The sequence below is a fragment of the Enterococcus sp. DIV1304_2 genome (assembly GCF_050555445.1).
Classification (GTDB): domain Bacteria; phylum Bacillota; class Bacilli; order Lactobacillales; family Enterococcaceae; genus Enterococcus_B; species Enterococcus_B pernyi.
The window spans coordinates 2432512-2446766 of the sequence record NZ_CP187851.1; the positions used below are offsets into that span (position 1 = coordinate 2432512).

Below are 14255 nucleotides of genomic sequence, written 5' to 3' on the forward strand. Positions count from 1 at the left end.
AAGTCCTGAATCTTTTTATAAATCTAGTTCCTCTGATAGGTAACGACTTCCTTGTTCTAGTTTCTTTATTTCATCATGGATGCCAAAAAGTGCGCTCCTTTTTTCAGGAAACGCACTTTCTCCATATTTTTTCAACTTCTTGAACCTATACATATAAGCTATTCGCGTGAACTTCTAAACATAAGCCAGATACCCGTTTACCTTTAACTTTTTATCTCGTTTATTATACTAAGTTCCATTTATTTGTATTTGTTACTATCCTATCTAGCCCAAACTCTTCGTCAATCGCCGCAATCCTTCTTCCAATTTCTTACGTGGGCATCCCACGTTCAATCGCAAAAAATTGCGACTAGTTTTCCCATACACTTCACCTGACATGATTGCAACCTTGCCTCGTTCGATCATTCGTTGCTGAAGTTCTTCCATAGTGAATGGGAGTCGGGCGCAATCGAGCCACATCAAGTAGGTGGCTTCGCTTTTTGTTACGATGATTTCTGGATGATGTTGTTTGAGGTACGCAGTGACAAAAACAATATTATCATCAATGTACTGGTTGAGTTCAGTGACCCAGTTACTTTCTTTTTCATACGCCGAAATCGTAGCAACTAATCCAAAAATACTCGTAGAACCGAGTCCATCGGCTTCTTTCATCTGTTGCACAAACCGCTGGCGCAAGGACGAATCTGGAATCAATCCGTAAGAAAAAATCAATCCAGGAAAATTAAATGTTTTACTTCCTGAAGTAACGACAGCGACATTTTTTTGGATCAATTCTGTCAGTGGTTGATGCTGTTGTCCCTTTCTGAAAATATCCATGTGGATCTCATCCGAAATGATGAACACTTCGTTTTTTTGGGCAAGCTCGATGATGTTTACTAATTCTTTTTTGGTCCACACTCTACCTGTTGGATTGTGGGGACTACACAATAACAAAATTTTATTCTCCGGTTGCTCAAATTGGCGCCTCAAGTCCTCAAAATCCAATTGATAGGTACCTTCTTGATAAATCAATTCATTGCTTACCAGTTTGCGTCCATTTCCAGCAATCAATTTATAAAAAGCATCATAAGCAGGCGTTTGGATAATCACACCTTCTCCCGATTCACTTAACAAACAAATCAATTGCTTGATGCTATAGATGACGGAAGGACTGTAAACCAACCAGTCCTCGTCGATCCGGTGTTCAAAACGTTCTTTGTACCAGTGAGTGACTGCTGATTTGAAATCTGTGTGATTCCAACGAGTATAGCCAAAAATTGGATGTCTTAACCTTTCTTGGAGCGCAACTTCGACGCCTGTTGGTACTTTAAAATCTGTATCAGAAATCGTAAATGGCAAGAGATCATTTTTACCGAAGCGGTCTTCAATATAATCCCATTGCGTACAATACGTCCCTTTACGATCAATTTGTTCATTGAAAGACATCTTCTACACTCTCCCGATTTCAGAACGACAAGATGTCATCCAGTTGATTTCTAACAGTCGTCACTTTTGTTCCTATAATGACTTGAACATTCGTATCATCCAAATGGACCACGCCTAATGCACCTAATTTTTTCAGTCGGTCATCATCAACGATCGATCCGTCATTCACTACTAACCTTAGACGCGTGATACAATTATCTAAAGAAGTGATATTTTCAGCACCGCCTAAAGCAGCCAAGATTCCTCGTGCATCAACTGTGCCTTTTCCTTTATATGTTACTTCTTCGTCTGTATATTCTGTCTCATCAGTCATTTCTTCACGTCCTGGGGTCTTTAAGTTTTTGCGTAAAATCACCGTTTTAAATGTAAAGTAATAGATACCAAACCAACAGGCACCCACAAGTAAAACCAACCACCATTTAGTATAAGTCCCCTGCATGACCCCGAAAATAATAAAATCTAAGATTCCGCCATCGGTATTCCCGATCGTTACGCCCAACAAACTCATGACCATAAATCCGGCACCAGTCATCAACACATGGAACCCCCATAAAAGAGGACTGACAAATAAGAAGAGAAATTCGATCGGTTCAGTGATTCCTGTTACAAAAGTAGCAATCACACCTGAAATCAATAATCCTTTGATTTTCGCACGATTCTCTGGTTTTGCGGTTTGATACATCGCTAAAGCCGCTGCGGGAAGACCAAACATAAATGTCGGCATTTTTCCTTGTGAAAGAAAAGCAGTGGCGCTAGGTGAAATCGCCAATCCTTGTTGCAATTCATTATAAAAAATATTTAGTGCGCCAAAGACTTCTTGCCCATTGATGACCTGACTTCCTCCAGCTTCTGTAAACCGGATCATCGATACTAAAATATGATGCAAGCCAAATGGCAATAAGAGCCGTTCTCCAGAACCGAATAAGAATGGGCCAAATGCACCAGAGCGTTGGATCAAATTTCCGATCCCAGTGATCAACATGGCAAAAAGTGGCCAAACCATCGGAATCAACACGCCAACAATTGCTAAAGTTACTGAAGTAATGATGGGTACAAAACGTGTCCCTGAAAAAAAGGCAAAACTATCTGGTAATTGGAATTGATAGAATCGCGTATGGAGCTGATAAACGATCAGCCCGACAATGATCCCTCCCAGAACACCCATGGATAATGTTTGGATACCAAAAACCATTTCTTGACCAGCTTCACGTAATTGTTCACTTGCTGCCAATTGATTCGTTTCTTGCAAATAAAAATTGATCGATAATTGCATCACTACATACCCAACAAATCCTGAAAAAGCAGCCACGCCTTTTTCTTTACGTGCTAAGCCTAAAGGAATCGCCATGGCAAACATCACAGGTAAATAGCTAAAAGCAAAACCGCCGATCGTCGACATAAAGCGAAACATCACCTGTAACCAAGCAGCACCTAAAAATGGAAAAGCCGTAATTGCTGATTCAGCGGAGAAGGCACTCCCGATTCCTAAGAACAATCCCATGAAAGCTAACAGTGCGACTGGTAACATGAACGTTTTGCCTAACCCTTGGAAGATCTCCATCCAACTTGCTTTCTTCCCTTTTTGCATCCCTTTTCCCCCTTACTCTATTTCTTACCCTTAAAATGTAAGCGATGACAAAGGCGGTTGCAATACTTCCTGTCCATGTAGAATGGGCATTCATAAATTAGAATCTCCATTCTGAGAAGTGACTTGTTTCGCATAATGGATCATCAAAATATCTAATAAGATATCCATTGAAACTCTTGGACTCAAATCAATATTCTGATGATAGATCGTCAACATTTCTGCAATAAATGCGACCGTCGACAATTCTTCTAAAGAACTTATCGATTGACCAATAAAAGACAGCAGAGGAACATTTCGCTCCTTTAATCGTTTGGCATAATCGAGCATCCCTAATGTTTCCCCACTATGACTGATAAAAATAGCGAGGTCGTCTTTTTTTAGCTGTTTACTCACTGCCCGCAACTCATCCCAATCGGTCGAATGACCCACATTTTTTCCAAGAAAATGTAATTTACGATTGAGAGAAACCGCGACCGGTATACTTTGCCCTACAGCAAACAGTTCAATACGTTGTGCTTCTTTAATCATATTGACTGCGCGATCGATTTGTTTCGGCTCGATTTTTTCTAACGTCTCTGTAAACTGACGAAGGATTTCATTGATCAATGGTTTGAATTCATCCGACACATCAGTAGAACCACTCGTTTCTTCTAATGACCGATAACTTTTAAGGGCAAACTTAAATTCTTGAAATCCTTTAAAGCCAAGCTTTTTTGCCATTCGAGTAATAGTCGATTGGCTGGTAAATGTTTCACTCGCTAATTCTTCGGCTGTCATGGAGGAAACTTTTCTTGATTGATGCAAACAATAATCTAAGATATTTTTTTCCACTTGATTTAATTCAGAAAATTTATATTGGATTCTCTTATAAAACTGATTCATTTCTTTCTCCTATTCTGGCAGTTTTTCGCCAATGAACAATATGGTTTGTTTTCTTATCTATTCTACCGGAGAATACGATGGAAAACGAGTCTACAGATAAATTCAGACATGCAAAAAAATCCACAAAAATCGGTAATATGATTTTCGTGGATTCTGTGTTGTTCTTTGAAACAATCCATTGATATGACTATTTATTTTAATAATTTTGCAGCTGCTTCATCTAAAATCACTGTGATATCGGGATGAGTCATCAAGATCGATGCAGGAATCTCCTCTGTTACTGGTCCTTCGATCACTTGTTTGATGATCTCTGCTTTATGCTCCCCGTTAACGATCAATACTAACTGTTTCGCTGTCATGACCGTCTTTGGCCCAAATGTCACAAAGTAATCACCAGGTTCTTCTCCCAGATGTTCTTTTAACGATTCATACATCTGATCTCCTGGAATGACTGGAATGCTATAAGTCTCCTTACTAAAATCCGTATATCCAGGCATGTTTCCACAAAAATGACCATCTTCTCCAAGCCCCATCAAAACTAGATCCAAGCCACCCGCTTGCGCCATTCGTTTATCCACACCTTGATAATTATCAATAGTCAGTTCATGGATATTTTCAGTAGCGACCCCGATAGGATCATAAAGGGCTTCTTTCAGTCCTGACATAGTCAGACCATACTGCTTGTCCTTTAATGCCACTTCATCAAAATTATAATAATGGATCATCGATGTATCCATCTGTAATTTACTAAGCGTCTCCACTAAAATCTCGTAGGCCATCTTAGGCGAATTTCCTGTCGTCAAAGACAAATTCACACGTTTTTTCTTCAACATTTTTCCCAAGACAATCCCCGCCGTCACTTTACTAAGCGTTTCATAATCCTTCGCAATCACTAAATCCATTGCTGTCCACTTCCTTTCACTCATTTAGTTAAAGTGTAACAGTGTCAGGATGTTTTTGATAGCGTTTTCTTACATGTGAAAAAAATTTCGAAATATAAATACTAGTTACTTTTCAAACTTCCTTAGTAATTTCAATGATTTCTCTTCCTTATAACACAAAAGAGTCTATCAAATAAATGACAGACTCTTTTGGTTAGCCGCACAGCAGCTCTTCTTTATGATTATCTAAATTTTATCACTAAAAAAACGACTGTCAACAAATTGTCGTGTATTAAAAATTTTAACCTAATTGCAAAAAAGTAAAGATTGTAAGTGATTATTTTCAATCCTAGTCCAATATCTACTTGTTAATTATTTTTCCGTTTTTTAAAATCTCTGCCCACGAAAACGAAAACTATTAAAAAAACACCGTCAATATCTCGGTATAAACCTTGATATGACGGTGTTTATCTAGTATGCCAGCTATAGGGATCGAACCTACGACCTACGCGTTACGAGTGCGTTGCTCTACCAACTGAGCTAAGCTGGCGTTTCCAAGAGAAATTATAGTCGTTATGTTAAGAAATGTAAAGGGGTAATGTGGAAGTTTTTTCTGCTTTCATGATTTTTTTCAACAAATGTGCTATAATTATAAATGAAAGGCAGGTTTTATGAAAATGGCAACTTTTGGAAAATTTGAAACAAAGGTCGAACCGTCAGAATTTGGAGAAAAATTTACCACTGATACACATGTTACCTTTATGATTCACGGAAAAACGCAAACCGGAACGATTTCCAAGCAATTGAAAAACTCTGCTGTTGTTGCAATTGATGAAACTAATGAGAATGCCGATTTGATGACCCAAAGTAAAGGCGTCGTCATTATCAATTACAAAGATATGAGTAAGATTTAGTTTTTTCAACCATCCATCAAGTGGATGGTTTTTATTTTGACTGAATGAAATAAAAAAAATCTGGGAAGACCCCAGATTTTTTTGTATAGCTGATTTTTCCTATTTAGTACCAAATAAACGGTCGCCAGCATCGCCTAGACCAGGAACGATATAGCCTTTGTCATTTAATTTTTCATCTAATGAAGCAGTATAGATATCAATATCTGGATGTGCTTCTTGTAAGGCTTTAACACCTTCTGGAGCTGCAACAAGGCAAACAAATTTAATGTTTGAAGCGCCACGTGCTTTCAGAGCATCGATCGCCATGATCGCTGAGCCACCTGTCGCTAACATTGGATCAACTACGAATAATTGACGTGCGTCGATATCTTCCGGTAATTTAACGAAATACTCGTGCGGTGCCAATGTTTCTTCATCTCTGTATAATCCGATGTGGCCAACTTTAGCTGCTGGGATCAATTCTAATATTCCGTCAACCATTCCAATACCTGCGCGCAAGATTGGGATAATGGCTACTTTTTTACCAGACAATGTTTTTTGTGTTGTTTCTGTGATCGGTGTTTCGATGACAATGTCTTCAAGTGGCATATCACGTGACACTTCATATGCCATCAGCATAGCGATTTCATCAACAACCTCACGGAAAACTTTTGTACCACAATTTTTGTCGCGAATAATCGTTAATTTGTGTTGGATCAATGGATGGTCGATTACTTGAAATTTGCCCATTTTTTTGTCTCCTTTTTCTCTCGTTTCTTTTTAATTGTAAAACAAAATCACTGACTTGACTAGTCTAACCCGTCATTTTCCTAAAGAAAATCAAAGAAATAAAAAAACAAAGCGGTGTTCTTTTTAAAATCAGCAAAAAATAACAAAAACGCCTGAAAATCAGACGTTTTTTGTTATTTTTCTAGTTTATTAATGGATAAAGATGACAAAAAACAACTAGTTTTTTAGCCATTCTGTGGAAAGAGTCATTGCTGCTCGTGTCGCATTGGTTTGGTCCATCGCATTTACCATGACAAAATCATGGATGATCCCTTGGAAACGTACTTGCGTAACTTCCACACCAGCTTCACGAAGTTTTCTAGCGTATGCTTCTCCTTCATCTCTTAACACGTCCGCTTCACCAGTCAAGATCATTGCAGGTGGTAAACCTGTCAATTCTTCTTTACTTGCACGTAGAGGTGAGGCAGTGATTTCTGCTCGTTTCTTTTCATCTGTCGTATACTGATCCCAGAACCATTGCATCCCTTCTTTTGTTAAGAAGTAATTCTCTGCAAATTGGTTATACGAATCTGTATCGAAATTTGCATCAGTTACAGGATAATATAGTAATTGTTTTTTGATTGGTAATCCTTGACGTTGCTTTGTAAGGATCGTCATCACCGTTGCCATATTCCCACCTACGGAATCCCCAGCGACTGTCAAGTTCTCAAGATCCAAGCCTTTCGACTCAGAAAGCTCCGCAAGTTTTTGCAAAATCGCGTAGTTTTGCTCGATGGCAGTAGGATATTTTGCTTCTGGTGAACGACTATACTCAGGAAAAATCACGATCGAATTTGTACGAACAGCCAATTCCCGAATCAATTTGTCATGTGTTTTGGCACTACCAAATACCCAACCAGCACCATGTATATAAAAAATGACAGGTAATTTTTCTACATTTCCTTCAGGACGGATAAAACGTACATTGATTTGTCCCCAATCATTGGTATCCATTTTCAAATCCTCGATATCCACAGGTAATTTTTCCACAGAAGAACTTTGAACTTCTTCTAGAAGATCACGCCCTTCTTCCGGAGGTAATTCATAGATACGCGGGTGCGGTGCATTAGCATCACTAAACTCAATTGCTTCTTTTTCTAATGAAATTCGATCAGTCATACGGATTCCTCCCTAAATTGAATGCAACAAATAAAATTACACCTCATATACTAGAGAGCAACCAGACAAAAGTCAAAAAATCAGATTGAAAGAGGTTGTGAAAGAAGCGCTCAGCACTAAGGCATAAGACAGAAAAATTAAAAATGGCTATTTCATTTTTTATTTTTTTGGCTTATGACCGAAGTGTTGCTTCTTGAACACCGTTTATCTAGGTTGTGAGCAAGCCGTTCAGCTCCAAGTATTAAGGCAGAAATTGAGAAAATAGCTTCTTATATTTTTTCAATATTTGCCTTGATATTGAAGGAGCTGGCTTGCGAACACCGTTTATCTTGGTTGTGAGAAAGTCGCTCAGCTCCGAATAATAAGACAGAACTTGAGAAAATAGCTTCCCCATATTTTTTCAAGTTTTGGCTTATTATTGAAGGAGTTGACTTTCGAACACCGTTAATCTTAAGTTGTGAAAGAAGCGCTTTGACCTGAGCAGTAAGATGGAATCAGAAAATAGCTTTTCATATTTTTTGAGTTTCCAGAGAGCCACCTAACACTTCGCAACAACCAGAAAAAAGGTGAGACAACCAAACAGCTACATGCCTGATTGTCTCACCTTTTTCTATTCTCTTACCTTCTTATTGATAACTCTTAGTTATAAAATTTTTATTTTTTATATAATGGAAATTGCTCTGTTAATTCACGGACGCCTGCACGAACTTCTTCTAATTGTGCTTCGTCATCTTTTGCCTGTAAAGCTTTGACGATCAATTCAGCTACTTTTGCCGCATCTTCTTCGCGGAAGCCACGAGTCGTGATTGCTGGTGTCCCGATACGGATACCGCTTGTTTTGAATGGGCTTAGTGTTTCAAAAGGAATCGAGTTTTTATTGACGGTGATATGAACACTGTCCAAAATCGCTTCTGCTTCTTTTCCGTTCAATTCTAAGTCACGTACATCGATCAAAATCAAATGGTTATCTGTGGCACCTGAAATCACTCGGGTACCAATCGATTGATTGAATACTTTTGCCATGGCTTTTGCATTGGCAATGACTTGTTCGCTATATTCCTTAAATTCAGGAGTCAATGCTTCTTTAAAGGCAGCAGCTTTTCCGGCAATCACATGCTCCAAGGGGCCACCTTGGATGCCTGGGAAGACTGCGCTATTGATTTTTTTCGCCAGTTCTTCATTATTCGTTAAGATCATCCCACCACGAGGTCCTCGTAATGTTTTGTGAGTAGTAGTTGTTGTGATATCGGCATAAGGGATTGGGCTTGGATGAACACCCGCTGCAACTAAACCTGCAATGTGTGCCATATCGACCATCAATTTTGCCCCGACTTCATCCGCGATTTCTCTGAATTTTGCAAAATCGATCGTTCGACCATAGGCACTTGCTCCTGCTACGATCAGTTTTGGTTGATGTTTTCTCGCTAAGATGCGTACGACATTATAATCAATGACTTCTGTTGTCGGATCTACGCCATAAGCAACGAAGTGATACGTTTTTCCACTAAAATTGACTGGAGAGCCATGTGTCAAATGTCCGCCAGCAGAAAGATCCATTCCTAAGATCGTATCCCCCGGTTCAACTAACGCAAGATATGCAGCTGTATTGGCTTGTGATCCAGAGTGTGGTTGAACATTGACAAAATCGGCACCAAATAATTCTTTGGCACGATCGATCGCCAGATTTTCAACGATATCCACAAATTCACACCCACCATAATAGCGACGTCCTGGATACCCTTCTGCGTACTTATTCGTCAAAATACTTCCTTGTGCTGCCATCACAGCTTCAGAGACAAAGTTTTCAGAAGCGATCAGCTCCAGATTGTTTTCTTGTCTTTCCTCTTCTTTTGCGATTGCTGCCCATAAATCAGGGTCAAACGTTTTGTAGTCTACCACAAACAACAACTCCTTATTTATTTATGTGTCAACTTCTCTAAATTTCAAATGATTGTTCAGCTTACTTGTCTTTTTTTGATGTTGACCAAACATTACTAGCTAAGAATACGAACATTATTTCATAAATAGCTATTTTAGTTTGTTTCCTAGATTGTATCACAGAATGATTTTGCAGCAATCACTTCTGGATCATTTTTTATAATAATTTTGTCCTGCGGCTTTTTTCAACCGATTCATATACGCAATGCCCAGACCTTCTTCGGGTGCAACTTGTACTAAAATCAAATCAAGAGCTAATCGATCATCATCTAAGCCGCGTAACCCCGCAAACAACCCTTTCGTTGCTGCCTCTACTGAATCATCGTAATACATATACACCGCGGCGACATCCTTGCGTACTTGATCAGCAATTGTTGGTCCAGCTAAAACACCGGTACGTAGTTTTTGTTCTTTTGTCCAGATGATCGCCTCTGGCCAATCCGTTTTTTCAACCATCAGTACTCGAGTATCAGGTGAGTAATGTTTGTATTTCATCCCCGGAGATTTCGGTGTTTCAGATTCTTTGACCAAATGGCGGTCTGTCGCCACTGGACTTTCAATGACAGCTTCTAGTTGCTCTTTCGTGATTGCTCCTGGTCGTAAGATCATCGGCGGTGCAGATGGGTCACTCAGATCAAGTACCGTTGATTCCACACCGATCCTCGTCGCACCATCGTCAATGATTCCTGTGATTTTCCCCTTTAGATCATGAAAGACATGGTCTGCTGTTGTTGGACTCGGTTTACCTGAAGTGTTGGCACTTGGCCCGACAAGTGGTACACCTGCTAATTGGATTAATTCTAACGTTTTCTTGTTATCTGGCATGCGAAAAGCAGCTGTGGATAAACCACCAGTGACAATCCCTGGTAAACTACCTTTTTTGATGTGAAAAATCAAAGTCAGTGGTCCTGGCCAAAAGTTTTTCACAATTTGTTCTGTTAGTGGGTGAAAGTTGTCCACATACTCTTTTACTTGCTCGAAGGAGGCGACATGGACGATCAATGGGTTGTCTTGTGGTCGACCTTTCACTGTAAAGACCTGTTTGACAGCCTCTGGCAAAAGGGCATTAGCCCCTAATCCATAGACAGTTTCCGTTGGAAAAGCCACTAGATTCCCTACTGCTAATTCCTTCGCAGCTTCATTCAGTTGTGTTTCATCATATTTAATTGTTTCCACAGTCTATCCACATCCTCTTTTTTCAAAATCCTTGTTTCATTCCATTTCTTTCGGCAGTTATACACAATCTGTTGATAACTAGTTTGTCAATAGTGGATAAGTATGTTGATAACTAAAATATTCGTTTTCATCCTTATCAAATCAGTGTTTTTTTATTATAAAAAAACAGAAAAAAATTTTTTCATCCACAAACTAATTGGTAACAAAAATCATCCGATCATTGCCTGCCATATCTTTTTTGATCAGTACTTTTTTTGTGGGAAAGGCTTGCTCCATGATTGCTTTGACAGTTGCTCCTTGTTGGAAACCAATCTCTAAAAAAAGTTGTCCATCGCTAGCTAATAGTTGTGAAGCTTCCTTTGCGATTTTCTGATAGATCGCTAAACCATCTTCTTCAGCAAATAATGCCATTTTCGGTTCGTAGGTCCGTACGCTCTGATCCATCACCGACCATTCTGCTCGACTGATATATGGTGGATTAGAAATAATGACATCAAAGGTTTGATCCATGACAGGTTCCAACGTATCGCCATGATAAAAGTTGATCGTCGTTTGTTCATATTCTGCATTTTCCCTAGCAACAGCTAGTGCTTCTAAAGATAAATCAATTGCTGAGACCCGCCAATTTTTTCTAGCGGCTTTCAAGCTGATGGCGATTGCCCCTGTTCCTGTACCAATATCCACGACATTTAAAGTTTCTTCGCTTGTTTCTGCCAAACATAGTGCGACTAATTCTTCGGTTTCTGGCCGAGGAATCAAGGTTGCTTCCGTGACTTTCAAGCGGTGATCAAAAAATTCAGCATAACCTAATAAATAATGAGGCGGATAATGTTGTACTAGTCGTTGCATATCTGCATCGATCATGGCTTCATCCTCGGCTGTGATCGGTTCATTCATTCGCATGAGCCAATCCAGTTTCGTCCACTGCTTTCGTTCAAGAAAAACAAACTGGATATTATACCCTTCTACTCCTTGTTCTTCTAAAAAAGAAGAAGCCCGTGTGAGGACTTCTCGATAGGTTTTATCCATTTTGCATCTCTTCCAACTTAGATGTTTGGTCGTACACGATCAATGCGTCGACGATCTCATCTAGTTTTCCTGCTAGAATCTGATCCAATTTTTGGATCGTCAAGCCAATACGGTGGTCAGTTACGCGATTTTGAGGGAAGTTATACGTACGGATACGCTCTGAACGATCCCCAGTCCCTACCGCAGATTTACGGTTCGCATCATATTCGCTTTGTGCTTCTTGTTGGATCTTGTCGTAGACGCGCGCACGTAAGACTTTCATCGCTTTCTCACGGTTTTTCAATTGTGAACGTTCATCTTGCATTGCCACCACGATTCCAGTTGGTAAGTGAGTCAAACGTACCGCAGAAGCTGTCTTATTGACATGCTGTCCACCGGCTCCAGAAGCGTGGTAAATATCGACGCGGATATCCTTGTCAGCCAAATCAATCTCTACTTCTTCTGCTTCAGGCATGACAACGACGGTTGCCGTTGATGTATGGATACGTCCTTGAGATTCTGTTGAAGGGACACGTTGAACTCGATGTGCGCCACTTTCATATTTTAATTTCGAGTAGACATTTTCACCTGAGATCATCATGATGACTTCTTTATAGCCACCGATCCCTGTCACACTTGCTTCCAAGACTTCTGTCTTCCAGCCTTGACCCTCTGCATATCGTTGATACATTGAGAAAAGATCCCCTGCAAATAGTGCAGCTTCGTCACCACCAGCGGCTCCGCGAATTTCCATGATGATATTTTTGTCATCGTTTGGATCTTTGGGAAGCAATAAAATCTTGATTTTTTCTTCTAGTTCTTCTTTTTCTTTTTTCAAATCAGCTAATTCTTCTTTAGCCATCTCTGCCATTTCGTCATCTAACTTTTCGCCGAGTAATTCTTCTGTATCTTTGATTCCTTGAACAACTTCCTTGTAACGACGATAAACTTCGACCGTTTCACGTGTACTTGCTTCTTCTTTTGAAAGCTGCATGAAACGTTTCGTATCTGAAATCACTTCTGGGTCACTCAGTAGTTCCCCAAGCTCTTCGTAACGGTCTTCGATTGATTGTAATTGATCGTACATGCTTAATCTCCTTCTGTGATCATCAATGGATGAAAATAGTGTTTTCGACATACGGGATAATAGGCTTCATTGCCACCAATTTGGACTTGATCTCCTTCGTACACCGGTGTTCCGTCTATATAATGTAAATTCATCATTGCTTTTTTATGGCAGAACCAACAGATCGTTTTCATTTCTTCGATTTTGTCTGCATAAAGCAATAAATATTTCGATCCTTCAAATAATTCATTTCTAAAATCATTTTTTAATCCGAACGCCATCACCGGAATATTGAGTTCATCAACGATTCTCGTGAATGCTAAGACATGTTCTTTTGTTAAGAACTGCGCTTCATCGATCAATACACAGAATGGTGGATGTTCCATCTGCTGGATGACTTCAAATACATCGGTCGTTTCAAAAATGGGAATTGCTTCACGTTTCAGCCCGATTCTGCTTGAAACTACGCCAACACCATCTCTTGTATCGATTCCGCTGGTCATCAAAACAACCGGTTTGTTTTGTTCTTCATAATTATGTGCGACTTTTAAGATCTCGATTGTCTTGCCGCTGTTCATTGCGCCGTACTTAAAAAATAGTTGTGCCATGTCCTCATTCACCTTCCAGTTTGTTCCTATGGTATTATACTTGATTTTTAATCATTTTTACAGTGAGAATTTTCGAAGCGAGATTTCCTTAGTGAATATGCTGCTATTTTTGTTACAAAACAATAAACTACCCGCACTTCTTTTGGTATAATCGAATGAAAAATGAAGGAGGGCACTTATGTCCGAAATATTCCACCAAATGGCGAACCATTATGACACCCCCGAGCGAATCCAATTAGCAGCAACGATTCGTTCAGCTGTTGAAAAAGAATTTTCTGCACAGACTCATGACCAGAAATTGATCGATTACGGTGGGGGAACTGGTCTTGTCACGTTACCCTTTGCCTCACGTTTTAACGAAGTAATCATCATAGATTCAGCCGCAGGAATGCTGGCGATGGCTGATAAAAAAATCAAAGAAGCAAAACAAGCAAATGTACGAACACTTGAATTGGATGCTACAAGGGATTTGCCGGCAGAGAAAGCCGACATCATCTTACTATCTTTAGTCTTGTTGCATATTCCAGAAACGAAAGTCATTTTAAAACAACTTTCGCAAATGCTTCATCCAAGCGGAAAACTTTATATCGTTGACTTCGATAAGAACGAAAAGATCCAGCATCCAAAAGTCCATAATGGTTTTAACCACGAGGAGCTAAGAGAACAATTGAAGCTTGCTGGATTTAAACCACTCTCAATTGAAACATTCCATCACGGAAAAAACTTGTTCATGAAACAAGATGCTTCTTTGTTTTTGGCTATAGCAATCAAAGAATAAGCATTTTCTATTTCTATAAAAAAACCTTTCATAAATACGCAAAACCCGAGAATAAAAAAATTATTCTCGGGTTTTTGCTTATTTTAATTGAGTTCGTATTTGTT

Annotated in this window: 13 protein-coding genes and 1 tRNA gene; 2 read left to right on the forward strand and 12 right to left on the reverse strand. The window is 39.4% G+C overall.

Features of this window, described 5'->3' with window-relative positions; translation table 11 throughout:
- Positions 1-264: 264 nt before the first annotated feature.
- The 5 genes from IGJ14_RS11205 to IGJ14_RS11225 form a co-directional block, all read right to left on the reverse strand.
- Entirely contained in the window at positions 265-1425 is a 1161-nt protein-coding gene (locus tag IGJ14_RS11205; RefSeq protein WP_430607804.1) for a MalY/PatB family protein, read from the reverse strand.
- 19 nt (positions 1426-1444) lie between these two features.
- Positions 1445-3013: a maltose/glucose-specific PTS transporter subunit IIBC gene (malX, locus tag IGJ14_RS11210; RefSeq protein WP_108146553.1), complete on the reverse strand. Its 1569-nt coding sequence runs from the start codon at positions 3011-3013 to the stop codon at positions 1445-1447.
- A gap of 90 nt (positions 3014-3103) precedes the next feature.
- Positions 3104-3895: a MurR/RpiR family transcriptional regulator gene (locus IGJ14_RS11215; protein ID WP_195475647.1), complete on the reverse strand. Its 792-nt coding sequence runs from the start codon at positions 3893-3895 to the stop codon at positions 3104-3106.
- Between the two features lie 191 nt (positions 3896-4086).
- Positions 4087-4797: a glucosamine-6-phosphate deaminase gene (locus IGJ14_RS11220; RefSeq protein ID WP_195475646.1), complete on the reverse strand. Its 711-nt coding sequence runs from the start codon at positions 4795-4797 to the stop codon at positions 4087-4089.
- 456 nt (positions 4798-5253) lie between these two features.
- Positions 5254-5326 (reverse strand) — tRNA-Thr (locus IGJ14_RS11225).
- Between the two features lie 121 nt (positions 5327-5447).
- Here IGJ14_RS11225 and IGJ14_RS11230 point away from each other — a divergent pair.
- Positions 5448-5690, forward strand: coding sequence for a hypothetical protein (locus IGJ14_RS11230; RefSeq protein WP_019723878.1), 243 nt, complete (start codon positions 5448-5450; stop codon positions 5688-5690).
- A 99-nt stretch (positions 5691-5789) separates the two neighbouring features.
- Here the strand turns inward: IGJ14_RS11230 and upp are convergent, their stop codons facing one another.
- From upp to IGJ14_RS11265, 7 genes are all read right to left on the reverse strand, one after another.
- Complete coding sequence (gene upp, locus IGJ14_RS11235; RefSeq protein ID WP_010736621.1) at positions 5790-6419, reverse strand: uracil phosphoribosyltransferase; 630 nt, start codon at positions 6417-6419, stop codon at positions 5790-5792.
- A 216-nt stretch (positions 6420-6635) separates the two neighbouring features.
- The gene (locus IGJ14_RS11240) at positions 6636-7577 is read right to left on the reverse strand and encodes an alpha/beta hydrolase (RefSeq protein ID WP_066025792.1); all 942 of its coding nucleotides are present in this window, start codon (positions 7575-7577) and stop codon (positions 6636-6638) included.
- A gap of 654 nt (positions 7578-8231) precedes the next feature.
- Positions 8232-9476, reverse strand: coding sequence for a serine hydroxymethyltransferase (gene glyA / locus IGJ14_RS11245; protein WP_104775824.1), 1245 nt, complete (start codon positions 9474-9476; stop codon positions 8232-8234).
- 189 nt (positions 9477-9665) lie between these two features.
- Positions 9666-10691: an L-threonylcarbamoyladenylate synthase gene (locus IGJ14_RS11250; RefSeq protein WP_161643354.1), complete on the reverse strand. Its 1026-nt coding sequence runs from the start codon at positions 10689-10691 to the stop codon at positions 9666-9668.
- 192 nt (positions 10692-10883) lie between these two features.
- Positions 10884-11720, reverse strand: a complete 837-nt coding sequence (gene prmC, locus IGJ14_RS11255) for a peptide chain release factor N(5)-glutamine methyltransferase (protein WP_115358220.1) — start codon at positions 11718-11720, stop codon at positions 10884-10886.
- Positions 11713-12786 (reverse strand): peptide chain release factor 1, encoded by a 1074-nt coding sequence (gene prfA, locus IGJ14_RS11260; protein WP_071866888.1) that lies wholly within the window; start codon positions 12784-12786, stop codon positions 11713-11715. Before prfA ends, prmC begins: the two co-directional genes overlap by 8 nt.
- 2 nt (positions 12787-12788) lie before the next feature.
- Positions 12789-13373 carry a thymidine kinase gene (locus IGJ14_RS11265; protein WP_010736627.1) on the reverse strand — a complete coding sequence of 195 codons (585 nt, stop codon included), beginning with the start codon at positions 13371-13373 and terminating at the stop codon, positions 12789-12791.
- 178 nt (positions 13374-13551) lie between these two features.
- Between IGJ14_RS11265 and IGJ14_RS11270 the strand changes: the two genes are divergently transcribed.
- Positions 13552-14151, forward strand: coding sequence for a class I SAM-dependent methyltransferase (locus IGJ14_RS11270; RefSeq protein WP_195475644.1), 600 nt, complete (start codon positions 13552-13554; stop codon positions 14149-14151).
- The last annotated feature ends 104 nt before the right edge of the window (positions 14152-14255 follow it).